Origin of the sequence: Polaribacter marinus, from assembly GCF_022662535.1 — a bacterium.
In the GTDB taxonomy this organism is placed as follows: domain Bacteria; phylum Bacteroidota; class Bacteroidia; order Flavobacteriales; family Flavobacteriaceae; genus Polaribacter; species Polaribacter marinus.
Map to the genome: position 1 here is coordinate 168,045 of NZ_JAKQYM010000007.1, position 24,610 is coordinate 192,654.

A 24,610-nucleotide genomic window follows, 5' to 3' on the forward strand; every position below is an offset into this window, starting at 1 on the left:
TTAAGCAAATGAAACAAATAAGATACTAATGATTGCTAAACCAATTCCAATCCAATTCTTTTTAATCAGTTTTTCTTTAAAAAATAACAAGGCAAAAACGGTGGTTAATAAAACAATTCCTACATTATTAATGGTAAATAAGATAGAACTTTCTATATCTGTTTTAAAGGCTTTTAATAAAAACTCCATTGCATAATAGTTAGGGATTCCTAATAAGACGCCTCCTAAAATATTTTTAAATTGGAACTTAAATTTGCCATTGATCATTTGAGTAATGATAACAAAAATACCTAAAATAAAAGCACACCCAAAAATGGTTGCTAAAAATAAGGGTTCTTCACCAGATGAAACGGATGTTGTTTCTACATACTTTAATCCGGTATCTATTATTCCGGATCCCACAAAAAGCAATAATGGAAAAATTAAATTTTTAAGTTTAACAGGATTTGTATCGCTTTTTGCAGAAGATAAATACACCGCTATTAAGGCTAGTACAATTCCAGTAATTTTAACAAAACCTATGCCTTCATTATAAACAATGATTCCAAAAACAATAGGAATTACTACAGACATTTTCCCTGCAACAGAAGCAACAGATAGTCCGTTTTTTTGTGAAGTTATTCCCATAACATTAAAAACAGAAATAAATAAAAAGCCTAAACAAAAAGCACCAATAAACCAATTTTGTTGCGGAATTTGAGTAATGGGAACCAACGTATTAGAAGTTGCAATACCAAAAGATAAAGCAATTATATAATTAACAACAATTGCTTGTAAAGTGTTAATTTTAAAGATATCAAAAAGTTTAAAAATAACAAATAACAAACTAGAAATTAGAATGCTTAAAACTAGATATATCAAAATTAAATAATTTTTTTAGTAAATAATTCTACAACATCTTCTTGTCCTGGAGTTAAGTTCCAAACCTTAATTCCTAAAGATTCTGCAACAACTGTATTTTCTTTTAAGTCATCTACAAATAGAGTTTCTTTAGCTATTAAGTTATTTTCAGTGATCACAAAATTGTAAATGTTGGCATCTGGTTTTCTAAAGTTAATTTCATGCGATAAATAAAATTGTTCGAAACAATTTTTAAATTCATTATACAATTCTATTCCCCAATTTTCTTGAATCCAAGAAATATGCAATTCGTTTGTGTTGCTTAATAAAAATAACCTGTATTTTTTACTGGCAGATAATTCTTTTATAAATTGAAAACGATTTTTAGGAAAATCTAACAAAATAGCATTCCACGCTCGTATTAAGTCGGATTTATTAATATTACTTGTTTGATGATAAAAATCTACAAATTCATCTGTAGAAATCAATCCTTTTTCATATTGATGATAAACTGCCATCATTTCATTAGAAATATTGGTAACTCCTAATTTAGCCATTTCTTTGTAAGTAGCTTGTTTATCTAAGTTGATAAAGATATCTCCAAAATCGAAAATAATATTTTTAATCATTTTTATAAAATTTTAAAACATCATTTTGGATGTTTATTTCTTTTGTCTTTTTCGTTTTTATTATTGGTGCTTTTATTCCTTTTTCAAAAAGAACATTTCCAATAATAATGGTTGCTTCATCCCACAAATTGGCATCAATAAATGTTTGTAAAGTTTGTGTGCCTCCTTCAATAATTACCGATTGAATTTTATGTTTTTGTAAAACAACACAAATTTGCTTTGCTATATTTTCAGAAAAATTAATTTCTTCAAAAATTACATTTTTTTTGTCTTCTAGCTTTGTTTCTGTTATAACAATAGTTTTTATACTTCCGTCAAAGACATTTAAAGATTTAGGAATTCGTAAGCTTTTATCTAATACAATTCTAATAGGATTTTTTCCAGACCAATTTCTAACATTTAACTTAGGGTTGTCTGCAATAGCCGTATTTGTACCTACTAAAATGGCATGCTCTTTACTTCTTAATTTATGGACTAATTGTTGAGAATATGTATTAGAAATCCAAACTGGTTTTTGTTCATTTTTAAAATGAGGTGCAATAAATCCATTTTGGGTTTGTGCCCATTTTAAGATGATATAAGGTCTTTTTTTTTCTTGAACTGTAAAAAAGCGTTTATGATGTGCTCTGCATTCTTTTTCTAAAACACCCACAATAACATTAATTCCTGCTTTTTCTAAACGGTCAATTCCTTTTCCTGCCACTAAATCATTAGAGTCTACAGTACCAATGACTACATTTTTAAATTGATGTTTTACCAATAAATCTGCACAAGGTGGAGTTTTCCCAAAATGAGAACAAGGTTCTAGGGTTACGTAAATTGTTGCTTCTTTTAAAAGAGCTTTGTTTTTTACAGAATTTACGGCATTTACTTCGGCGTGATTTCCGCCGTAAGGTGATGTAAATCCTTCTCCAATGATTTTGTTTTGATGTGTTATCACTGCGCCAACAGAAGGATTTGGACGAGAAGTTCCAATTCCGTTTTTAGCAATTTGTAAACAACGTTTTATGTAAAATTCGTGATTGATAATTTAAAATTTAATCTTTAGATCTTCTGTTTTGTTTATTATAAATTCTTTTTTAAAACCTAAAACAACGTAGTTTAATTTGCCTTTAAACTGAACTTTAACGGTTTTATTTAAAACAGAATTTATCAATCCACCTAAAATACCATTTTTATTGTTTTCAAAAACCTTTTTAGCAGGTACTACAACATTTAAAGGAATGGTAAATTCATTTCTGGCTGGTACTTTAAATTCATCTGAAGAAACTTGCGCAACTTCGGCTCCGTTTATAATTACTTTAATTTCATCTGTAGAAATTTTACCGCCAACATCATTTGGATTTTCAAAAAACGCTTCTGCTTTTAAACGAATAGTATCTGAAGTAAAAGAAACTATTTTTATATTATCAACTTTAATAAAAATTGGTTTTTTCTTTACAGCACAACTGCTAATTAGTAAACTTAAAGTAATAAAATATAGTAGTTTTTTCATTCAAATTATTTTAAAATTTTCGATACCTTGCTACTGCAAAAATAAGTTATTAAATGTCAACAGAAGATTTTATCATTAGAGAAATTGAACCTCGAGATAATTCGCAAATTGCAAAAGTAATTAGAAGTGTGTTAATTGAGTTTGGTGTACCAAAAGTAGGTACAGCTTATGAAGATAAAGCTACTGATGAAATGTATGAAAATTTTCAAAAATCGACTTCGGTTTATTATGTCATTGAACATAAAAAAAAGATTGTAGGTGGAGTAGGAATAGCTCAATTAGATAATTATGAAGGGAATGTTTGTGAACTTCAAAAAATGTATTTTTTGCCAATTACAAGAGGAAAAGGCTTGGGGTCTAAGCTAATAAATACTTGTTTAAATAAAGCAAAATCATTGGGTTATGAAAGTTGTTATTTAGAAACCATGCCATATATGGATGCTGCAAAAGCTTTGTACAAAAAAAATGGTTTTGTTAATTTAGAGAAACCAATAGGGAATACTGGTCACTATTCTTGTAACGTTTGGATGATTAAAAAATTATGATTTTAAAAGATTTTAAAGTTTATTTATCGGAAGTATTATTGCCTATTTATCCAAAAACAGAAGTTGATACTTTTTTCTTTTTATTGATTGAAGAGTATTTAGGTTTTCAAAGAATTGATGCTGTTTTAAAACCTGATTTTTTAATTCCTACAGAGAAATTAGTTCTTCTAAAAACGGTTGTCAAACGATTGCAAAAAGAAGAACCCATACAGTATATTTTAGGGAAAACAGAATTTTACGGCTTACCTTTTGTTGTCAATGAAAAGACCTTAATTCCAAGACCAGAAACTGAAGAATTAGTAGAATGGATTATTACTGAAGTAGATCAATATAAACCCTTACAAATTTTAGATATTGGAACAGGATCTGGATGTATTCCTATTTCTTTAAAAAAGAATTTACCTAATGCTGTAATTTCTGCAATAGATGTTTCTAAAGAAGCATTAATCATAGCAAATAAAAATGCAATTTTAAACAAAGTTGATATTAATTTTATAGAAAAAAACATTCTTAATACAAACACTTTATCACATTCATTTGACGTGATTGTTTCTAATCCTCCTTACGTTCGTGAATTAGAAAAAGTAGAAATTAACAACAATGTATTAAATAACGAACCTCATTTAGCACTTTTTGTAGATGACAATAATCCATTAATTTTTTATAACAAAATAGCCGATTTAGCAAAAAAATATCTTTCTGAAAAAGGAATATTATTTTTTGAAATCAATCAATATTTAGGAGTAGAAACAGTAAAAATGTTAGAAGAAAAAGGTTTTACAAATATTGTATTAAAGAAAGATTTATTTGGTAATGATCGAATGATAAAAGCCTTTATAATTTAATTACTTTTGCAAAATGGTTAAAGAAATTCAACTTCGTGTAAATTTAATTGAAGAGCGTAAAGAAAATATTCTTTTATATAAAGCTTCTAAACAATTAGCAATCGATAAAAATGAAATTTCTGCGATAAAAGTTCTTAGAAAATCTATTGATGCTCGTAAGAAAGATATTATTTTTAATTATAAAGTTGCTGTTTATATAAATGAACAAGTTCCAGAAAAATCAGATTATATTTTTGAGTATAAAGATGTTTCTAAATCCAAAGAAATCCATATTATTGGTTTTGGACCCGCAGGAATGTACGCTGCATTACGCTGTATAGAATTAGGTTATAAGCCTATTGTTTTAGAACGTGGTAAAAATGTTCAAGATAGAAGAAGAGATTTAAAAGCGATCAATCAGGATCATTTTGTAAATGAAGATTCTAATTATTGTTTTGGAGAAGGTGGTGCAGGAACCTATTCTGATGGGAAATTGTATACAAGAAGTTTAAAACGAGGAGATGTTAGACGTATTTTTGAAAACCTTGTTTTTCATGGAGCTACAGAGCAAATTTTAGTAGATGCACATCCGCATATTGGAACGAATAAATTACCCAAAATAATTCAGAATATTCGCGAGAATATTATAAAATATGGCGGAGAAATTCATTTTGAAACAAGAGTAACGGACTTTGTTGTTAAGAATCATAAGTTACAAGCAATTCAACTTCAAAATGGAAATGAGATGGCTGTGAATGCAGTTATTTTAGCTACCGGTCATTCTGCTAGAGATATTTATGAATTGCTACACAGAAAAGAAATTACTATTAAAGCAAAATCTTTTGCTATGGGAGTTCGTGTTGAACATCCTCAAGAAATTATAGACCAAATTCAATATCATTGTTCTGGAGAAAGAGACGAGTTATTACCTGCAGCAGCTTATAGTTTGGTGCATCAGGTAAATAATAGAGGTGTGTATTCTTTTTGTATGTGTCCTGGTGGATTTATTGTTCCTGCAGCTACTGCAAATGGAGAAGTTGTTGTAAATGGTATGTCTCCAAGTAAAAGAAATAATAAATTTGCTAATTCAGGAATTGTTGTTGAATTAGATATTGATAAAGATTTCAAAAAATACGATGCGTTTGGACCTTTAAAAGGATTAGAGTTTCAAAAAGATCTAGAAAAAATTGCGTTTTTTGCAGGAGGAAGAACCCAAGCCGCACCAGCACAAAGATTAACAGACTTTATTGAAGGTAAATTATCAACAGATTTAAATGATTGTTCTTATCAACCAGGATTAAGATCGGCACCTTTACATTCCTTATTGCCAAAAATTATTGGAAGTCGTTTAAGAAAAGGTTTTGATGCTTTTGGTAAAAAAATGCATGGATATAACACAAACGAAGCCAATATTATTGGGGTAGAATCTAGAACTTCATCACCTGTAAATATTCCTAGAAAAGAGGATTTAGAACACACTAAAATAGAAGGTTTGTTTCCTTGTGGAGAAGGTGGTGGTTATGCAGGAGGAATTATATCTGCAGCAATGGATGGAGAAAGATGTGCAGAAGCCGCAATCGCAAAATTATAGCGCTTTTTTGTCTTTTTATGAATAAGTATTCCTAATTTTACTTCAATATAACTTAAGTAAATGAAAATTACAATTGGACGTGTCGATAAAGCTGATTTTCCAGAATTATCACTTTCGGATATTGATGTTAAAATTGATTCTGGTGCTTATACATCTTCTATACATTGTTCAAATATTGAAGAATTTGTTATTGATAATGAGCGATTTATAAGATTTAAGTTGTTAGATCCAGAACATGTTTTTTATAATAATAAAGAATTTTCCACAAAAAAATACACATTTAAAAAAGTAAAAAGTTCTAATGGGATTTCTGAAAAAAGATTTTTAATTGAGACAGAAATCGTAATTTTTAATGAATCTTTTCTCATTCATTTAACATTAAGCGAACGGAAAGAAATGAAGTTTCCTATATTATTAGGACGAAAATTTTTAAATAAAAAATTTGTGATAGACACTACAAAGAAAAATTTATCACATAAATTAAAATATAAACTAAAATGAGAATTGTAATTTTATCTAGAAACCCAAGGCTATATTCAACAAGAAGACTGGTAGAAGCTGCTGAAAAAAGAGGTCATGAAATCATAGTCGTAGATCATTTAAAATGCAATATCGAAATAGAAAAAAGATCTCCAAAAATATTTTATAAAGGAGAGTACCTAGATAATATTGATGCAATTATTCCTAGAATTGGAGCTTCTGTAACTTTCTACGGAACAGCCGTAATTCGTCAATTTGAAATGATGAAAGTTTTTACCTCTGTAACATCACAAGCATTAACAAGATCTAGAGATAAATTAAGCAGTTTGCAAATTTTAGCAAGAGCAGGTGTTGGTTTGCCTAAAACGGTATTTACAAATTATACTAAAGATGTAGAGCATGTTGTTAAATCTGTTGGAGGCGCACCTTTGGTTTTAAAATTATTAGAAGGAACACAAGGTTTAGGTGTAGTTTTAGCTGAAACAAAAAATGCTGCAACCTCTGTTTTAGAAGCCTTTAATGGTCTCGGAGCAAGAGTGATTGCACAAGAATTTATTAAAGAAGCAGGTGGTGCAGATATTAGAGCTTTTGTAGTTGATGGAAAAGTAATTGGAGCAATGAAGCGCCAAGGAAAAGAAGGTGAATTCCGTTCTAATTTACATAGAGGAGGGAATGCAACAATTATCGAATTAACTGATGAAGAAGAAAAAACGGCATTAAAAGCAACCAAAGCTTTAGGTTTAGGTGTGGCTGGTGTAGATATGTTACAGTCTTCAAAGGGACCTTTAGTTTTAGAAGTAAATTCATCTCCAGGTTTAGAAGGAATTGAAACCGCTACAGGGAAAAATATTGCTAAAGAAATTATTAGATATTTAGAAATTCATGCAGAATAAACCTTTTGTTCTTTTGGGAAAAGAAATTCCTGAAGGTAAACGTACCGTTTTAGATTTAGAAGTAGCTAAATTACATACAAGAACCACTGTAAATGTTCCTGTAATTATAGAACGTTCTAAAAAACCGGGTCCCGTTGTTTTATTATTAGCAGGTATTCATGGAGATGAAACAAATGGAGTTGGAATTATCAGAGAAATAATTAGTCAGAAAATAAACAAACCGATTACTGGAACAATTATCTGTATTCCTGTATTTAATATTTTTGGGTATTTAATTCAAACGAGAGAGTTTCCAGACGGACGTGATTTAAATAGAATGTTTCCTGGCTCATTAAACGGTTCTTTGGCGAGTCAATTTGCATATCAATTTACTAAAGAAATTGCTCCTTTTGTAGATTATGTTGTCGATTTTCATACAGGAGGAGGAGAGCGTGATAATATTGCTCAGATAAGATGTAACAAAGAAGACCAAAAAGCTTTAGAGTTGGCAAAAATATTTAATCCTCCAATGATTGTTTTTTCTGAAAACATTACCAAATCGTTACGAGATACTTTGCATAAAATGGGCAAAACTATTTTGTTATTTGAAGGAGGAAAATCGAAGGAATTAAATCCAACAATAATAAACGAAGGTGTTAATGGAACTAAAAATATTTTGATCCATTTAGGTTTAATTGAAGGCGAAATTACAGTTAGAGAAACTCCTATTTTTATTAACAAAGCAAAATGGTTAAGAGCATCGCATTCGGGAATGTTTAAAATTAGAGCTAAGAACGGAACCTTTGTAAAAAAGAAAGAGGTTTTAGGGGTTATTCAAGATCCGTTTGGAGAATTTAAAAAGAAAATTTATGCCCCTTTTGATTGCCATGTGTTTTGTATCAATAAAACTCCAATTGTTAATAAAGGAGAAGCATTATTTCATTTAAGTATTGATGAATAGTTGCTATTTGCGAATAAAAGAAATTATATTTAGATTTACCTAATTATTAATATAGACAAAGAAATATTCTTAGTCATAATTTATGGAGCCAACCAAAAAAAATATTAAAACTAAAAGAATCCATTCTATAGAGGATTTAGATGGTAAAGATTTATCCTTTCATTATTGGGGTACCATGAAATATTTTATAGGATTAATTAAATCATCCGAATTAAAAGCGGGATTAATTTTATCTTTTTATGGAATCATTTTTAATTTTGTATATCAAAATATAGATAACGCAAAAGGAAGTTTTACTTCATTTGGATTTGCACATATTTTAGCTGTTTTATGGCTTGTAAGTACACTAATATCTATGTATTATAGTGTTAGAAGTTTTATCCCAAGAATAGAAAAAAATTATGAAAAAAATGTTTTTTTCTTTGGAGATATCATTTCTAAATTTGGAGACATTAAAGAATTTTCTCAAGCCTTTATGGATGTAAATATAGATAAAGAGAAGTTGTATGATCAATTAGGTCAGCAGATTTATATTAACGCTAAAATAACAGCAGCTAAATTTAAAAATGTAAACAAATCCTTACGTTATTTAGCAATTAGTTTAGCGATATTATTAATATTAATTATAAAATACATTTTTTATGTAATTTTTTAAATTGTAAAACTTAATTTATTGAAATATACTAAAGAGACCTTTTTAAAGCTTCCAAAAGCTGACGTACATAATCATTTTCATTTAGGTGGTTCGCAAAAAAAACTATTAGAAAAGTACCCGAATACTAGCATTAATTTTCCTAAAAATTATGATGGTTTAGTAGGTATGATAGATTTTATTTACGGTCATTTAAATAAGATAATGCTTACAAAAGTAGATGTTGTTAATTTTATGGAAATAGCTATAGAAAGCAGTATTGATGATAATGTTACGCTTTTAGAAGCAAGTGTTGATGTTGGTTTGTCTCGTTTTTTTGATGATTCTATTGAGCAAGTAATTTCAGAAGTAAAACGTATTAAAGAAAAATATAAATCTAAAATTGATTTTAGACCAGACATTGGTATTAATAAAGATTTGCCTTTAGAGAAAGTTTATGCTTATGGTGAAGCATGTATCTTTTCTGGAGAGTTTAATGGAATGGATATTTACGGTAAAGAAGCAAATCAAAATCTTACTCCTTTTCAAGAATTGTTTAAAACAGCAAAGAAAAATCATATTAAAACCAAAGCACATATAGGTGAGTTTTCTGATTATAATAGTATAAATGAAACCATTCATTTATTAGAACCAGATGAATTACAACATGGAATAAATGCAGTAGAGTCTGAAAAAACAATGGATTTAATTTTTGAAAGAAATATTAGATTAAATGTATGTCCACAAAGTAATATTTCTCTAGGTACCGTAAAAGATATAAAACAGCATCAAGTAAGAAAACTCTTTGATAAAGGTATAAATGTTACTGTAAATACAGACGATTTAATCTTATTTAACGCAACGGTTTCAGACGAGTTGTTTCGACTTTATAAAAACAATGTTTTTTCTTTTGATGAATTAGAAATTATTAGGCAAAATGGTTTTAAAAAATAAATAAAGTAATTTTTAAAAGCCTAAACTTTTTAATAAATAATCAGGACAACGAGCTGGTTTTAATGTATTCATATTCATAAAAGCCAATACAGAATTTCCTGTACAGATTAATTCATCGTTCTGATTTAGAATTTCATAATCAAATTCAATTTTCACCATCGGTTTTTTTCTAAGAAAAGTATGTATGGTTAAAATATCATCATAAAGAGCAGATTTAATAAAATTACAGTTTAAAGAAATTACAGGAAGCATTATTCCACTTGTTTCCATATCCTTGTATGTAACGCCTAAAGAACGTAACCATTCTGTTCTCCCTAATTCAAAAAATTGAGCATAGTTTCCATGGTATACCACACCCATTTGGTCGGTTTCAGAATACCGAACTCTTGTTTTTGTTGATGATTTTTTCAAAATATTTAAACAATTGAATTTTTACCATTTTACGTAAAAAATAATTAATAATCAATAGCAAATTGATTTTTTTATACTGAATTTTATTCACACTTTTGTATTGCTGTAGAAAAAGAGGAATTCTCCACTTTTTTTGCATAATTAGTAACCAAAAAAACTACCTTATCAACAAATGAATTTAACTGCTGACTCTGTTTGGAATGAATGTTTATCTTTTATAAAGGATAATATCAAACCACAAGCTTATAAGACTTGGTTCGAACCAATAAAGTCAGTAAAACTTTCAGGAGAAGCATTAACAATACAAGTACCAAGTAAATTTTTTTATGAATGGTTAGAAGAACACTATATTAAATTATTACGTGTTGCATTGGTAAAACAATTAGGTAGTGATGCTAAATTGATTTACGATGTGAAAATGGAAAATAATTACAGTAGCAACAGACCGCAAATTGTAAAAATTCCTAGCTCAAATAGAGATCCTTTAAAACCACAAAAAGTTACTATTCCTTTAGAATCTAACAAAAGAGAATTAAGAAACCCTTTTATAATTCCAGGATTACAAAAAGTTAAAATAGAATCTCAATTAAACCCTAATTATAATTTTGAAAATTTTGTAGAAGGAGATTCTAATAGATTAGCACGTTCTGCGGGTATGGCAGTAGCTAATAAACCCGGAGGAACCTCTTTTAATCCATTATTAATTTATGGCGGAGTTGGTTTAGGTAAAACACATTTAGCACACGCTATAGGTGTTGATATTAAAGATAAATATCCAGACAAAACCGTTTTATACATTTCTTCGGAAAAATTTACACAACAATTTATAGATTCAGTAAAATCGAATACTAGAAATGATTTTATTCATTTCTATCAAATGATAGATGTATTGATTATTGATGATGTGCAATTCTTATCAGGTAAAGCAGGAACACAAGATGTATTTTTCCATATTTTTAATCATTTACATCAAAATGGAAAACAGGTAATCTTAACTTCGGATAAAGCACCTGTAGATATGCAAGATATTGAACAACGCTTACTTTCTCGTTTTAAATGGGGATTATCGGCAGAATTACAAGCTCCAGATTACGAAACAAGAATTTCTATTTTGCAAAATAAATTGTATAGAGATGGTGTCGAAATGCCTGAAGATATTGTAGAATATATTGCTAAAAATATAAAATCTAACGTTAGAGAATTAGAAGGTGTTGTTATTTCTATGATTGCACAAGCTTCTTTTAATAGAAAAGAGTTTTCTGTAGAATTAGCAAAACAAATTGTAGATAAGTTTGTAAAAAATACAAAGAAAGAAGTCTCTATAGATTACATTCAAAAAGAAGTTTCTAAGTATTTTGATATGGATGTAGCTACTTTACAATCTAAAACACGTAAACGTCATATTGTTCAAGCCAGACAATTAGCTATGTTTTTTGCTAAAAGATTAACAAAAACTTCTTTGGCAAGTATTGGTAATCAAATTGGGCAAAGAGACCATGCAACAGTATTACATGCTTGTAAAACCGTAGACAATTTAACTGAAACTGATAAGCAGTTTAAGAAATATGTTGACGATTTAACAAAAAAGTTGACTTTCTAAAAAAAAACTCAGAAACTTATTGATTTTAAATTATCTTCTTTTAAACTTTTTAAGAGGAAAATAGTTTCTTATTTTTAACAAAAAATATTTTTATGCATAAAGTGTTAATGGTTTGTTTAGGAAACATTTGTCGTTCTCCATTAGCAGAAGGTATTTTACAATCTAAAGTAAATTCTAATACTGTTATAGTAGATTCTGCTGGAACTGCTGCATATCATATAGGTAATCTTCCAGATTTGCGTTCTATAGAAGTTGCTAAAAAATACGGAATAGATATCACCAATCAACGTGCAAGAAAATTTTTAATAAAAGATTTTGATGAGTTTGATGTTATTTATGCTATGGATGATAGTAATTACGCAAACATACTTTCCTTGGCAAGAAACATAGAAGATAAACAAAAAGTTCAATTGATATTAAATGCTTCGCATCCAAATAAAAACTTAAGTGTTCCAGATCCATATTATGGAGGAAAAGAAGGTTTTGAAAATGTATATAAAATGTTAGATGAAGCTTGCGAACTCATCAGTAAAAAATTATAAAATGATAGGTAAACTCTATTTAATTCCCACAACTTTAGGAGAAACAGAACCTCTAGAAGTAATGCCTTTATCTGTAAAAAAGGTAATAGAACAAATTGACTACTATATTGTTGAAAATGAAAAATCTGCAAGAAGATTTATTAAGAAAATTTCTCCAAAAAAATCGCAACCATCTCTACAAATAATGCTGTTAGATAAATATGCAGAAGAAATTGAAACTAGAAAATATTTAGATATTTGTAAAGAAGGAATTAATGTAGGATTGCTTTCGGAGGCAGGAGTGCCTGCGGTAGCAGATCCAGGAGCAAGTATTGTAAAATTAGCTCATGAAAAAGGAATACAAGTGGTGCCGTTGGTTGGACCAAGTTCTATTTTAATGGCTATGATGAGTTCTGGAATGAATGGTCAAAATTTTGCTTTTAATGGTTATTTGCCTATTGAAAAAGGAGAAAGAAAAAAAGCCATTAAAGATTTAGAGAAATTATCTAAAGATAAAAATCAATCGCAAATTTTTATAGAAACTCCGTATAGAAATGAAAAAATGTTGTCAGATTTAAAAGCAACATTAACACCAACTACAAATTTATGTATAGCTGCAGACATTACATTACCAACAGAGTTTATTAAAACTTTAATGATAAAAGATTGGAAACATCAGCAACCAGATTTACATAAAAAACCTGCTATATTTATTATTCATAAGTAAAGTATGAGTAAAAAGAAAGTAAATACTTTTTTGTTTAGTATCACAGTTCTTATTGTATTATGTTTTAGGGCTTACTAGATTATTGGTTTTTTACAATATGGCAACTCCTGCAAATGAACCTAACATGTCTATAGGTTCTAAAACTCTTGCTACAAATTTAATATCGCCAAATGTTGGTGATTTTATTTGCTACAATTTTGAAGATACTTTTTTAGGAAATCACGTTAGAGTTCATCGGTTAGTTGCAGCAGAATTTGATACAATTAAAATAATAAATGGAGTTGTTTTTGTAAACAACATTAATATTGATGAAAATAGAAACTTAGTTCATCTTTATAAAACAGAAAAAGAAAACTTAAACAAGATTAAAGAAAGTAAATTTGATTTTGATAATCTAGCTTTTCAGCGATTAGATTCTGTAAATTTTAAACTTTTATTAGAAGATTTTATGGTCGATAAATTAGACTTTAATGTAACTAGATTAATTGAAGACAGTCGGTTTATAGACAATGATATTCAAACTATTTATAACAAAGCTTGGAATAAAGATAATTTTGGGCCTATTGTTGTTCCTAAAAATAAAGTATTTGTTCTAGGCGATAGTAGAGATGCTACTTTTGATTCTAGAAATATAGGCTTTATTGATAAGGAGAAAATTACTGGAGTTATTTTTATAATTATCTAAACTTTTGCATTTTTATCTGCAATAATCATAGAAACATCATAGCCTCCAAATTTCTTTAAGTAAGATTGAATCGTCGCTCCGTAAGCATCAGAAAAACGTTGAGTTCCATTACTACGTAAGAATTTTTTCACATTTCCTGCTCCACTTAAATGTGCAGCCGCTAAAATACCCGATTCTGTAATTTCTATTCCGTTTATAATTTTTCCACTAGAACGTTTTATGTCTTTTCTTAGGATCCATTTATTTACTTTACATAAAGCAACAAAAGCTTTTTCTTGTAATTCAGGGTTTTTTAAAAATGCATTTGTATCATAAATTCTAAAGCGCTCTAAAGTAGTTCTCCCAAATTGATATTTTCCTAAATAGCCTAATGTATTTACAACTTTATATTTTCCTTGAGATTCTTTAAAAGCAACAGCTTCTTTAAAAGCAACAAAGTTTTTTTGAATATATGGAATATTAAAGTTTACATATTTCGGTAAAGAAATAGCTGCTTTAGGTTCGGTTTTTTTATCCTCCAATGTAGCATTGGTAAATAAAAATAATGTAGTAATTAAAAATATAAACTTTTTGATAATATTATCTTTCTGTTTAGCGGGTGCAAAATTACAATATAAAATATAACTTAATGATAATCAATATGTTAAAATTTACTAAAAATATAAATAATGAAATTTAATCTTACCTTTAGTGTTAATTTCTAAGGTTGGAGCAGGAATCTTTATGAAATTGACAACAGAAAACAGAGATTTTAAAAATTTTGATTTTGTTTTGATTTTTGTTAAATCGAGATCTAAGCTCAAATAAAATTGTCTGTAAGGATCTTGTGTTAATAGGTTTGTTGTTTTAGTTTCTCCATACAACATACCGTCTGCACCATAACCCAAAGCAATATTTAACCATTTTGGAAAATTACTTTCTTTGTTAAAAGACCATATATTTGCAGAAAGCCAATATGTTTGTCCGTTATAATCTTTTAACGCTTGTTGAATAAAATTTTCTCCTAAAGTATTAGGCCTTAGTTTTGCATAACTTGTTTGATGAAAAGAGTATTTTACTGTAATTCTTTGTTCTTTCCAAAGTAATTCTTGTCCAATTAGCAAACCTGTACCTGCTGCATTTGCAAGAATATCTCCAGGTGATGCTCCCCATTCTTTAGAGAATCCGTCTAAAACTTCTACAGCAGTTAAGAATGTAAAACCAAAAGTAGCTCCATAAATTAGTTGGTTTTTTTTAGAAACTCCTGCCCAGTTTAATGCTTCCATACTCATTTTACCAAGATAATAAGATGTCATAAAATGACCTGCTTTTTCCATTTGCTTCCAATCTGAATTATCATTTGTAAAATGAAAATTAGAACGTGGATAATCTTTATACCAAAGTTGATTTAAGGCTAGTAAAGTTCCACCTGCTAAAAGGCTTTCGGTAATAATAATCGTATTTCTTCTTTTAAGATGTAAAGTATCTGATTTTTTATAAAATGAAGAAGTTTGAGCAATTGAAGCAAGTGAAACAAAAAATAAAAAAAAGGATAAAACAATGTTTCTCATTATCTATTTACCCCTTGTTTATTAAGCCAACGCTGATATTTCCCTGCATTTCTATTGTGCTGTGCTAAGCTTTTAGAAAATTCATGATATCCTATTTTGTCAATACTAGCGCACATATAAAAGTAGTTGTGTTTTTCTGCATTTAATACTCCATCAATAGCAGAAATATCTGGCATTGCAATTAAAGAAGGAGGTAAACCTGTATTCTTATAAGTATTGTATGGCGAATTAATTTCTAAATCTACAGTTAAAACTCTTTTTACAACATAATCTTGTCCTTTTACTTCTTTCACGCAATAGATAATTGTTGGATCTGCCTGTAAAGGCCAACCTTTATTAAGACGATTTAGATACAATCCTGCAACAATTGGTCTTTCTGATTTTTGTGCAGTTTCTTTTTGAACTATCGAAGCTAAAGTCATTACTTGATCTTGTGATAAGTTTAATTTTTTTGCTTTTTGTAATCTACTTTCGTTCCAAAATCTCTTATAAGCTACTAACATTTTTGTTCTAAATTTTTTAGGAGAAACGGTCCAATAAAATTCATAAGTATTTGGAATAAAAATTTGAAGTACAGACTTTTCTGTTAGTTTATTATCTGACAAGAATTTTTTATCTAAAAAAGAGGTAAGCAATGAAATAGAATCTGCTGCCAATTGTTCTGCAATTCTACCTGCAAATTTCTCTAAAGTATCTTGATTATTAAAAGAGATTTTTAAAGGTGTTTGTCTTCCACTTCGTAACATGTTTACAAGGTCATTATTAGACATTCCTTCTTTTAGTACATATCTACCAACTTTAGGTTTCGAAAAGCTTTTTTTGGCAGCAATCCAAAGAAAAGTTTCTGGACTCTTAGAAAAAGGTTCAATTTTCTTTTTTATATCTAATAAGTTATCTGTTGAGTGTACAAATAAAACGTAATCTTTGGTAATTGTTTTCCCAAATATTTTTTGATAATAATTATAACTTAAAATTCCACCAATTAATAATATGGTAGTTAATATGTATATGATTTTTTTGCTCAATTGTAAATATTTTTAAAAGGATGTAAAGTTACTGTTTTATCAACTGAAATAGTATTTCATCTTTAAAATTTCTATCAGAATAAATCCAATCTTTTTTAATACCAACTTCTCTAAAGTTATGTTTTTTAAATAAGGATAAACTTTTAAAGTTATCAGATGTAATATTTGCATATAATTGATGCAAACCTAAATAAGAAAAAGCATAGTTTATTAAGATGGAAAGAGCATCAGATGCAAATCCGTTTTGTTGAAAGTCTGGATGAATTAAAATACCAATTCCTGCTCTATTGTGTTGTGGGTTAAAATCAAACAAATCAATCATCCCTAATTGTTTTTTTGTTGATTTTTCTTCAATCAATAAACGTAATTGTTTTGCTTCAAAAATATCTAAATGTGCATTTTCTAAATACTGCTTAAGTACAAATTTAGAAAAAGGAGTTTGTGTATGGCTTATTTCCCAAAATGATTCGTTGTTTTCTATTTGATAGAGAAAATCTAAATCTTCTGGTTCTAAGGCACGTAAATTAATATTTGTATTTGAAAGTGTTTTCATTAAATATTGATATTTCCATTAAAAACAAAAGTAGCAGGCCCTTTTAAAAACACATTTTTATAAATGCCTTTTTCTTCGGTAAAAGAAACCTCTAAAAGACCACCCTCTACAGGCAAAGAAATTAAATTACTTGTTGTTTTGTTTGTTTTGTGCATTGCAATTGCAACTGCTGTAACTCCTGTTCCGCAAGCTAATGTTTCATCTTCAACACCTTTTTCGTAAGTTCTAACTCTAAAAGTTGTATTGTTAATTTGTTGTACAAAATTTACATTACTTCCAGGTTCCTTATATGAGTATCTAATTTTTCCCCCTTTTTCTAATACAGGGAAATTATTTAAATCATCTACAATTTCTACATGATGTTGCGTTCCTGTAAAAGCAAAAATAGTATTTTCTTTCACTTCAATTTCATCAACATCAATCATTTTTAAAGAAACGGTAGTATCATTAATTTCTGCAAAGTGTTCTCCATCAACAGCAATAAAATTGGTTTCTGAATCAATAATATTTAATTTTTTTGCAAAAGCTACAGCACATCTTCCTCCATTTCCACAAAAAGTTTCGCTTCCATCTGCATTAAAATAAATCATTTTAAAATCAAAAAAATCATCGTTTTCAATTAAAATAACACCGTCAGCACCAATTCCAAAATGTCTGTCACAAATATGAGAAATAATGTCAGTTTTTTCTTTTGGAAAGATTTTTGTTCTATTATCTAACATGACAAAATCGTTTCCAGTTCCTTGATATTTATAAAATTCTAATTTCATTAGAGCAAAGATAGGTATTTAATGAAGAAATTAAGACTGTTAAAAAGCGGTTAAAGTCAGTTAAAATGAAGTTAAACAGATTTTTTGAAATTGTTAAAATTGTATATTTGAATCACATAAAAATTTAGAATCATGAAGAAATTTTTTAGTTTATTAGGAATGGCAGTTTTAGGGGGAACACTTACTTTGGGTGGATACAAACTGCTTTTTAAAGATACTGTTATAATTAAAAGAACAGTAAATGAACCAATGAAAATGGTTAAAACAAATTTTACCCCAGCTTTTAATACCAATAACTCAAATGTAGATGCATCATCTATTGATTTTACAACTGCTGCAGAAAGGTCTATACATTCTGTTGTACATGTTAAAAATACAGCTGTAAGAACACAAATAAATCCGTTAGATATTTTCTTCGGTAACGGAAATGGAGAAAGAAAATACGAGCAAGTGGGTACTGGTAGTGGGGTTATTATTTCATCTGATGGATATATTGTAACCAATAATCATGTTATTGATGGTGCAAGTGATTTAGAAATTACTTTAAATAATAAAAAGAAATACAAAGCAAAATTAATAGGAGCAGACAAAAACAATGATATTGCATTATTAAAAATTGATGCAGATATAGAATTACCATATTCTCCATTTGCAAATTCAGATAATATTAAAGTTGGAGAATGGGTATTAGCAGTTGGAAACCCATATAATTTAACATCAACAGTAACTGCAGGTATTGTAAGTGCAAAGGGAAGAGATTTAGAAGGGAATGGAAATATTGAATCATTTATACAAACAGATGCTGCGGTTAATCCGGGAAACAGTGGTGGGGCACTGGTAAATACACGAGGAGAATTGGTAGGAATTAATACTGCAATTACTTCTAAAACTGGATCTTTTATTGGTTATTCTTTTGCAGTTCCTTCTAATATTGCAAAAAAAGTAGTAGATGATTTACTAGAATATGGTGTAGTACAAGAAGCGGTTATAGGTATTCGTTATAATCCTTTAGAAGATAGCGATATTTCTGGAGTTAAAATTGTGGGAGTAGAAGATGGTCAAGGTGCTGCAAAAGCAGGATTACAGAAAGATGATATTATTGTAAAAGTAAACAATGTAGAAATTACAAAATTCTCAGAATTAAGAGGACAGCTTACTGCAAAAAGACCAGGAGAAACGGTTGATATAACTATAGATAGAGACGGTCAACTGCTTACAAAGAGTGTAACACTGACTAAAAAAATAAAACGATTCATTTCTAATTCTTTTAATTGGGAATTGAAAAACCTTTCTAAAAAAGAGTTAAAAAGTAAAGGGCTTTCTTATGGTGTAAAAATTGTTGAAACAGGAGAAAGAGAACCTAAGAATAGTTTGAGAAACTTTATTATCACTAAAATAAATGGCAAGAAAGTTACCAATGCAGAAGATGCGGTTAAGTTTTTAGAAAGTATTGCTCAAAGTAGATATTCTATTATTATTGAAATGATAAATCCTGATGGCGAAAAAGAAACATTAAGATTTAGATAATATTAATGTTTATTCAATTAAAAATCCTGATAATTTATCAGGATTTTTTTATTTACGAAAACTTTACGAAATCGATTTCGTATTATGGAATTATTGAATACTTTTGCAGCAAATTTAATTTTTTAGACAAACACAACTATGTCAACAATTTCAAATTACGAAAAAGAATTAGCTTCTCAAGCAAAAACAAGAAGAGCAACGGTAGAGTTTATCAATATTGTAAACGATTTATGGTATGATAAATCTATTGAATTAGTATTATTTAGAAACCCATTAGTAGATAAAAGAGCTAGTGAGGTTTTAAACTTAATAGATTATGCTAAAGAATTTGTAAATAAACCTATTACAATTTTAGATGCATTAGCAATTGCAAAAGCAATTCAACTATTAGATTTACCATCCTCTAAATTAGATATAGGTAAATTAGCTTATGAATGTCATTTAAACCCAAAACTTTGTGCAGATAAAGTAGCATTTGTAAAAAGTAAATTAAAAGATGCAACTGCTGCTAAAAATATTCAACCAAAAGATGTAGTTTTATATGGTTTTGGTAGAATAGGACGTCTATTAGCAAGAGAGTTAATGACCAAAATGGGGAAAGGTTCTCAATTAAGATTAAGAGCTATTGTTACTCGTGGTGATATCAATCAATCGGTATTAGAAAAAAGAGCTTCATTATTAAGTATTGATTCTGTTCACGGAGATTTCTTAGGAACTGTACAAACAGATATAGAAAACAATGCATTAATTATTAATGGGACTACGGTACATATGATTGCTGCAAAACAACCTGAAGATATAGATTATACCGAATATGGAATAAAGGATGCGTTAATCATTGATAACACAGGCGCTTTTAGAGATGCTGCTGCTTTGGCAAGACACTTAAAGGCAAAAGGTGCAAGTAAAGTTTTATTAACAGCACCCGGAAAAGGTGTTCCAAATATTGTACATGGGGTAAATCACTTGGAGTACAATCCTGATAAAGTAGATATTTTTTCTGCCGCTTCTTGTACAACAAATGCAATAACACCAGTATTAAAAGTTTTAGAAGATAATTTCGGAATTAAAAAAGGACATTTAGAAACCATACATGCATATACCAATGACCAAAATTTGGTAGACAATATGCACAGTAAATACAGAAGAGGAAGAGCTGCTGCTTTAAATATGGTAATTACAGAAACTGGTGCTGGAAAAGCTGTTGCAAAAGCCTTACCAGCTTTAGAAAATAAATTAACATCAAATGCTATTAGAGTTCCTGTTCCAAACGGATCTTTAGCTATTTTAAGTTTGCAATTGCGTACAAATGTAACAGTAGATGTAGTAAACGCAATTATAAAACAATATGCTTTAGAAGGCGATTTAGTAGAGCAAATAAAATACTCTATGGATAATGAATTGGTGTCTTCTGATATTATTGGTTCTACAGCTCCATCAATTTTTGATAGTAAAGCAACCATTACAGATGATGAAACTATTGTAATTTATGTATGGTACGATAACGAGTATGGATATTCTCATCAAGTAATGCGTTTAGCAAAACATATTGCAAAAGTTAGAAGATTTACATATTATTAAAATACTCTTAGTGCAAATTCATTTAATGAAAATTAAATGTAAAAACTCGAAACATTTTTGTTTCGAGTTTTGTTTTTTAGTAGAAATTTCTTGCTTTCCGCACTCGCTTTATTTTTAGCTTCGCTAGATCTACTTCCTAAAAATATCTTTTTATGAAAACCAAGTTCAAAAAGAGTTAAAACAATTGCTTCAATCAGGGCTAAACTAGTTTGTAAACTTCTTTAGAATAATATTCCTGTTCATTTAGTTTTTATTATTTTTATCAAAAAAAAGCAAGTATACCTTTAATGACAATCCAGCAAAAAATACAACAACTTCGTGACGAATTAAATAACCATAATTACAATTATTATGTGTTAGATAATGCTACAATTTCCGATTTCGATTTCGATATCAAACTGAAAGAATTAGAGAAATTAGAAAAAGAAAATCCAGAATTTTTCGATGCCAACTCACCAACACAAAGAGTAGGAGGAGAAATAACGAAGAATTTTAATACAGTAACTCATAAAAATAGAATGTATTCTTTAGACAATTCATACTCTAAAGAGGATTTGTTAGATTGGGAAAAACGCATTCAAAAAATGCTAGGCTCAACAGAAATTGAATATACATGCGAATTAAAATATGATGGAGCTTCTATTAACTTAACTTATAAAAACGGAGAGTTTGTAAAAGCAGTAACTCGTGGAGACGGTTTTCAAGGAGATGATGTAACTCCTAATATAAAGACCATTCGTTCTATTCCTTTAAGTTTAAAATCGGATTTTGTACATAATTTTGAAATGCGTGGAGAAATCATTTTACCAATTGAAGGGTTTAAGAAAATGAATGAAGAGCGTGTTGAAAACGAGGAAGAAGAATATAGAAACCCAAGAAATACAGCAAGCGGAAGTTTAAAATTACAAGACAGCTCAGAAGTAGCAAAACGACCTTTAGATTGTTTATTATATCAAGTAGTAACAGAAGAACGTAAATACAAAACACATTTTGAAAGTTTAAAAAATGCCAGAAAAGTAGGTTTTAAAGTTCCAGAAACCATCACTTTAGTAAAATCAATTGATGAAGTTTTTGAATTTATAAATCATTGGGATCAAAAAAGACACAGTCTTCCATACGAAACAGATGGAGTAGTGGTAAAAGTAAATAATTTACAACAACAAGAAGAACTAGGATATACTGCAAAAGCACCAAGATGGGCAATTGCATATAAGTTCAAAGCAGAGCAGGTTTCAACAATTTTAAATAAAATTACGTATCAGGTTGGTAGAACAGGGGCTATAACTCCAGTCGCAAATTTAGAACCCGTACAATTGGCAGGAACAACTGTAAAAAGAGCTTCTCTTCACAATGCTGATCAAATTGAAAAATTAGATATTAGAGAGGGTGATACTGTTTTTGTTGAAAAAGGAGGTGAAATCATTCCTAAAATTATTGCTGTTGATTTAACAAAACGTCCAGAAAATTCAGAACCTACAATATATGCAACAAATTGCCCTGTATGTAATACAAAGTTAGTGAGAACAGAAGGAGATGCAAAACATTATTGTCCAAATGAATTTGGTTGTGCTCCACAAATTACAGGAAGAATAAAACACTTTATCAGTAGAAAAGCGATGGATATTGATGGTTTAGGAGGAGAAACGGTTGATTTATTACGTAAAGAAGGATTGGTTAAAAACTATGCAGATTTATATGATTTAACAGTAGATCAAGTAATTCCATTAGAAAGAATGGCAGAAAAATCTACTCAGAATATGATTGAAGGAATTCAAAAATCAAAAGAAATTCCTTTCGAAAAAGTATTATTTGCTTTGGGAATTCGTTTTGTAGGAGAAACGGTTGCTAAAAAACTAGCAAAACATTTTAAATCCATTGATAATTTAATGACAGCTAGTTTTGAAGAATTGATACAGGTTGATGAAATTGGAGATCGAATTGCACAAAGTATTTTAGATTTTTCTTCTGATTTAGGAAACATTCAATTAATAAATAGGTTAAAATCTGTAGGTATTCAATTAGAAGTTTCTGCAGAAAGTTTAGAGAATCAAACAAACAAATTAGAAGGACAGATTTTTGTGGTTTCTGGTGTTTTTCATCAGTTAAGTAGAAATGAGCTCAAAAAAGCAATTGAAGATAATGGCGGAAAAGTAAGTTCATCAATTTCTAAAAAAACTAATTTTATTGTTGCAGGAGATAACATGGGGCCATCAAAATTAACAAAAGCGCAAGATTTAGGAGTCGAAATTATCTCTGAACAAGATTTTTTAGATAAAATCTCATAAATTGTAATTTGAAAAAACTTCTTTACATATATATAATAGGTATTTCTTTTTTTTCTTTTTCACAAAAGAGAGAAGTAGATTCTTTGCCAAAGAATTTAGATAAATATGTTTTTGTAAAGCCAGGGGATACTTTAATCGTTCAGTTAAATGAGTTTACATTATTACCAAAACATAAATTCAAATCTATAGAAGATGTAAGATACTATTTTTGGTTCCGTAAAAAAGTATTCAAAGCTTATCCCTATGCAAAATTAGCCTCACAAAGGTTAGACTCTTTAAATGCAAGATTGCAGAGAATAGAGTCTAAAAGTAAGCGAAGAAGTTATACAAAGAAAATTCAAAAGTATATAGAAGGTGAGTTTACGGATCAAATTAAAAAAATGACAAATACGGAAGGGCGAATTTTAATTAAGTTAATTCATCGTCAAACAGGTAAAACAGCTTTTAATAATATCAGAAGTATTAGAAGTGGCTGGAAAGCATTTTGGTATAATACAACCGCAAACATTTTTAAACTTTCTTTAAAAACAGAATACCATCCTGAAATTGTAAATGAAGACTTTTTAATAGAAGATGTTTTACAGCGTGCTTTTCTAGAAGATAAATTAGAAAGACAAGCATCAAAACTCACATTCGATTTTTCTAAAATATTAGCAGATAGAAAATCTGAAATCAATGTAGAAGAGTATAAAAAAATGTTTGCTAAGATGAAAAAAAAGAAAAAAGTAAAAAAAAGAAAGACAGATTAGCTCTTGGGTGTTCCCTTTTTTTCAAGAGATTTCTATCTAGTTCTTAGTTAAATTTGTACTTGGCTGATGCTTTTTAAGTGAGTAGAATAAAAAAAGGGCGGGCTTTTCACTATATCTTTTTATGCAAAAGTAATTTTTTAGAAACTTTTTGTATTGTATTAATCTTGTTTTATTCTAAAGATTTCTTTAAGCTGGCATAAAAAGGATGCCGTTTCAATCCCTAACACAGTTTATTTATAGAAGATATTTATAATTTTCGGTTTCTATTCATAAGTATAGTAGGTATTTTTTCTCTTTGTTTGAAGATAAATACATTATTCATAAATGTATTTATGTACTGATAAATAAGTTTAGATGCATAGTTCTAAAGTAAGATGATAAAAAAGGTAAAATAATTTTGGATGTAAAACACTAAAAATAATAGGTTTATGAGAGTAATCAAAACAAACATAAAAAAAGAATCTAAAAAGAGTTGTGGGATTCAAAAGAGGGTGTATATTTGCACCCGCTAACAGGAATATGAGATTGTTAGTTTAGTTCATTGAGATGTTGTGTTGGTTGAGTAGGTATTGGAGTTTAGTATAGAAATCGAATAGGATTTTAATTCAAAAAAAACTTCAATTTATATTTGGTTTTTAATAGAAAAGCATTGTATCTTTGCAGTCCGAATTTTTCGGAAAATAAGTTCAGTATTTATCGGTTAGAAATAGTTTAAAAAAAAACTTCATTTTTTATTGTCAGAATAGAAATAGTTTATATATTTGCAGCCGCTAACAAATACAGCAAAACGATCAGAGAAATTTT

The 24,610-nt window shown here is 28.8% G+C and carries 26 protein-coding genes; 16 read left to right on the forward strand and 10 right to left on the reverse strand.

From position 1 onward, the window contains the following. From MC378_RS10970 to MC378_RS10985, 4 genes are read right to left on the reverse strand one after another with little or no spacing between them, the layout of a single operon-like run. Positions 1–861 (reverse strand): EamA/RhaT family transporter, encoded by an 861-nt coding sequence (locus tag MC378_RS10970; RefSeq protein WP_242178813.1) that lies wholly within the window; start codon positions 859–861, stop codon positions 1–3. A 2-nt stretch (positions 862–863) separates the two neighbouring features. Continuing rightward, positions 864–1,469 (reverse strand): HAD hydrolase-like protein, encoded by a 606-nt coding sequence (locus MC378_RS10975; RefSeq protein ID WP_242178814.1) that lies wholly within the window; start codon positions 1,467–1,469, stop codon positions 864–866. Beyond that, entirely contained in the window at positions 1,462–2,499 is a 1,038-nt protein-coding gene (gene ribD / locus MC378_RS10980; protein ID WP_242178839.1) for a bifunctional diaminohydroxyphosphoribosylaminopyrimidine deaminase/5-amino-6-(5-phosphoribosylamino)uracil reductase RibD, read from the reverse strand. The genes MC378_RS10975 and ribD overlap by 8 nt, the downstream gene beginning before the upstream one ends. Next, complete coding sequence (locus tag MC378_RS10985; protein ID WP_242178815.1) at positions 2,500–2,964, reverse strand: LEA/WHy family protein; 465 nt, start codon at positions 2,962–2,964, stop codon at positions 2,500–2,502. Between the two features lie 53 nt (positions 2,965–3,017). Here MC378_RS10985 and MC378_RS10990 point away from each other — a divergent pair, with 53 nt between their 5' ends. The 8 genes from MC378_RS10990 to MC378_RS11025 all read left to right on the forward strand — a co-directional run bounded on the left by MC378_RS10990 (position 3,018) and on the right by MC378_RS11025 (position 9,822). Beyond that, on the forward strand, positions 3,018–3,509 hold the full coding sequence (locus MC378_RS10990; RefSeq protein WP_242178816.1) for a GNAT family N-acetyltransferase: 492 nt from the start codon (positions 3,018–3,020) through the stop codon (positions 3,507–3,509). Next, entirely contained in the window at positions 3,506–4,354 is an 849-nt protein-coding gene (prmC, locus tag MC378_RS10995; protein WP_242178817.1) for a peptide chain release factor N(5)-glutamine methyltransferase, read from the forward strand. The genes MC378_RS10990 and prmC overlap by 4 nt, the downstream gene beginning before the upstream one ends. Before the next feature lie 13 nt (positions 4,355–4,367). Beyond that, complete coding sequence (locus MC378_RS11000; RefSeq protein WP_242178818.1) at positions 4,368–5,924, forward strand: NAD(P)/FAD-dependent oxidoreductase; 1,557 nt, start codon at positions 4,368–4,370, stop codon at positions 5,922–5,924. 60 nt (positions 5,925–5,984) lie between these two features. Then, positions 5,985–6,425, forward strand: a complete 441-nt coding sequence (locus MC378_RS11005; protein WP_242178819.1) for an ATP-dependent zinc protease family protein — start codon at positions 5,985–5,987, stop codon at positions 6,423–6,425. Continuing rightward, positions 6,422–7,297, forward strand: a complete 876-nt coding sequence (gene rimK, locus MC378_RS11010; protein ID WP_242178820.1) for a 30S ribosomal protein S6--L-glutamate ligase — start codon at positions 6,422–6,424, stop codon at positions 7,295–7,297. Before MC378_RS11005 ends, rimK begins: the two co-directional genes overlap by 4 nt. Then, positions 7,287–8,237 (forward strand): succinylglutamate desuccinylase/aspartoacylase family protein, encoded by a 951-nt coding sequence (locus tag MC378_RS11015; protein WP_242178821.1) that lies wholly within the window; start codon positions 7,287–7,289, stop codon positions 8,235–8,237. Before rimK ends, MC378_RS11015 begins: the two co-directional genes overlap by 11 nt. Before the next feature lie 82 nt (positions 8,238–8,319). After that, a complete protein-coding gene (locus MC378_RS11020; protein WP_242178822.1) occupies positions 8,320–8,892 on the forward strand; it encodes a Pycsar system effector family protein in 573 nt (190 codons plus the stop codon). Positions 8,893–8,910: 18 nt separating this feature from the next. Further along, on the forward strand, positions 8,911–9,822 hold the full coding sequence (locus MC378_RS11025; protein ID WP_242178823.1) for an amidohydrolase family protein: 912 nt from the start codon (positions 8,911–8,913) through the stop codon (positions 9,820–9,822). Positions 9,823–9,834: 12 nt separating this feature from the next. Here the strand turns inward: MC378_RS11025 and MC378_RS11030 are convergent, their stop codons facing one another. Next, a complete protein-coding gene (locus MC378_RS11030; protein ID WP_242178824.1) occupies positions 9,835–10,233 on the reverse strand; it encodes an acyl-CoA thioesterase in 399 nt (132 codons plus the stop codon). A gap of 172 nt (positions 10,234–10,405) precedes the next feature. Between MC378_RS11030 and dnaA the strand changes: the two genes are divergently transcribed. From dnaA to lepB, 4 genes are all read left to right on the forward strand, one after another. Next, complete coding sequence (dnaA, locus tag MC378_RS11035; protein WP_242178825.1) at positions 10,406–11,833, forward strand: chromosomal replication initiator protein DnaA; 1,428 nt, start codon at positions 10,406–10,408, stop codon at positions 11,831–11,833. A 92-nt stretch (positions 11,834–11,925) separates the two neighbouring features. Continuing rightward, a complete protein-coding gene (locus tag MC378_RS11040; protein WP_242178826.1) occupies positions 11,926–12,375 on the forward strand; it encodes a low molecular weight protein-tyrosine-phosphatase in 450 nt (149 codons plus the stop codon). 1 nt (position 12,376) lies between these two features. Then, positions 12,377–13,081: an SAM-dependent methyltransferase gene (locus tag MC378_RS11045; protein ID WP_242178827.1), complete on the forward strand. Its 705-nt coding sequence runs from the start codon at positions 12,377–12,379 to the stop codon at positions 13,079–13,081. A 52-nt stretch (positions 13,082–13,133) separates the two neighbouring features. Next, positions 13,134–13,766, forward strand: a complete 633-nt coding sequence (lepB, locus tag MC378_RS11050) for a signal peptidase I (protein ID WP_274704125.1) — start codon at positions 13,134–13,136, stop codon at positions 13,764–13,766. On the opposite strand, the gene MC378_RS11055 is transcribed toward lepB, so the two are convergent. From MC378_RS11055 to dapF, 5 genes are all read right to left on the reverse strand, one after another. Further along, complete coding sequence (locus MC378_RS11055; protein ID WP_242178829.1) at positions 13,763–14,287, reverse strand: peptidoglycan-binding protein LysM; 525 nt, start codon at positions 14,285–14,287, stop codon at positions 13,763–13,765. The genes lepB and MC378_RS11055 overlap by 4 nt on opposite strands. A gap of 132 nt (positions 14,288–14,419) precedes the next feature. Beyond that, positions 14,420–15,316: a DUF2279 domain-containing protein gene (locus MC378_RS11060; RefSeq protein WP_242178830.1), complete on the reverse strand. Its 897-nt coding sequence runs from the start codon at positions 15,314–15,316 to the stop codon at positions 14,420–14,422. Next, positions 15,316–16,341 (reverse strand): endolytic transglycosylase MltG, encoded by a 1,026-nt coding sequence (gene mltG / locus MC378_RS11065; RefSeq protein ID WP_242178831.1) that lies wholly within the window; start codon positions 16,339–16,341, stop codon positions 15,316–15,318. Before mltG ends, MC378_RS11060 begins: the two co-directional genes overlap by 1 nt. Before the next feature lie 28 nt (positions 16,342–16,369). Further along, positions 16,370–16,894 carry a GNAT family N-acetyltransferase gene (locus MC378_RS11070; protein WP_242178832.1) on the reverse strand — a complete coding sequence of 175 codons (525 nt, stop codon included), beginning with the start codon at positions 16,892–16,894 and terminating at the stop codon, positions 16,370–16,372. Continuing rightward, positions 16,894–17,664 carry a diaminopimelate epimerase gene (dapF, locus tag MC378_RS11075; protein WP_242178833.1) on the reverse strand — a complete coding sequence of 257 codons (771 nt, stop codon included), beginning with the start codon at positions 17,662–17,664 and terminating at the stop codon, positions 16,894–16,896. Before dapF ends, MC378_RS11070 begins: the two co-directional genes overlap by 1 nt. A gap of 132 nt (positions 17,665–17,796) precedes the next feature. Here dapF and MC378_RS11080 point away from each other — a divergent pair, with 132 nt between their 5' ends. The 4 genes from MC378_RS11080 (at position 17,797) to MC378_RS11095 (ending at position 23,806) form a co-directional block, all read left to right on the forward strand. Next, positions 17,797–19,191 (forward strand): trypsin-like peptidase domain-containing protein, encoded by a 1,395-nt coding sequence (locus MC378_RS11080; RefSeq protein WP_242178834.1) that lies wholly within the window; start codon positions 17,797–17,799, stop codon positions 19,189–19,191. Positions 19,192–19,329: 138 nt separating this feature from the next. Then, complete coding sequence (locus MC378_RS11085) at positions 19,330–20,772, forward strand: glyceraldehyde-3-phosphate dehydrogenase (RefSeq protein WP_242178835.1); 1,443 nt, start codon at positions 19,330–19,332, stop codon at positions 20,770–20,772. A gap of 287 nt (positions 20,773–21,059) precedes the next feature. Next, positions 21,060–23,057, forward strand: a complete 1,998-nt coding sequence (gene ligA / locus MC378_RS11090; protein WP_242178836.1) for an NAD-dependent DNA ligase LigA — start codon at positions 21,060–21,062, stop codon at positions 23,055–23,057. Positions 23,058–23,065: 8 nt separating this feature from the next. Continuing rightward, on the forward strand, positions 23,066–23,806 hold the full coding sequence (locus tag MC378_RS11095; protein ID WP_242178837.1) for a DUF4294 domain-containing protein: 741 nt from the start codon (positions 23,066–23,068) through the stop codon (positions 23,804–23,806). Positions 23,807–24,610 lie beyond the last annotated feature (804 nt).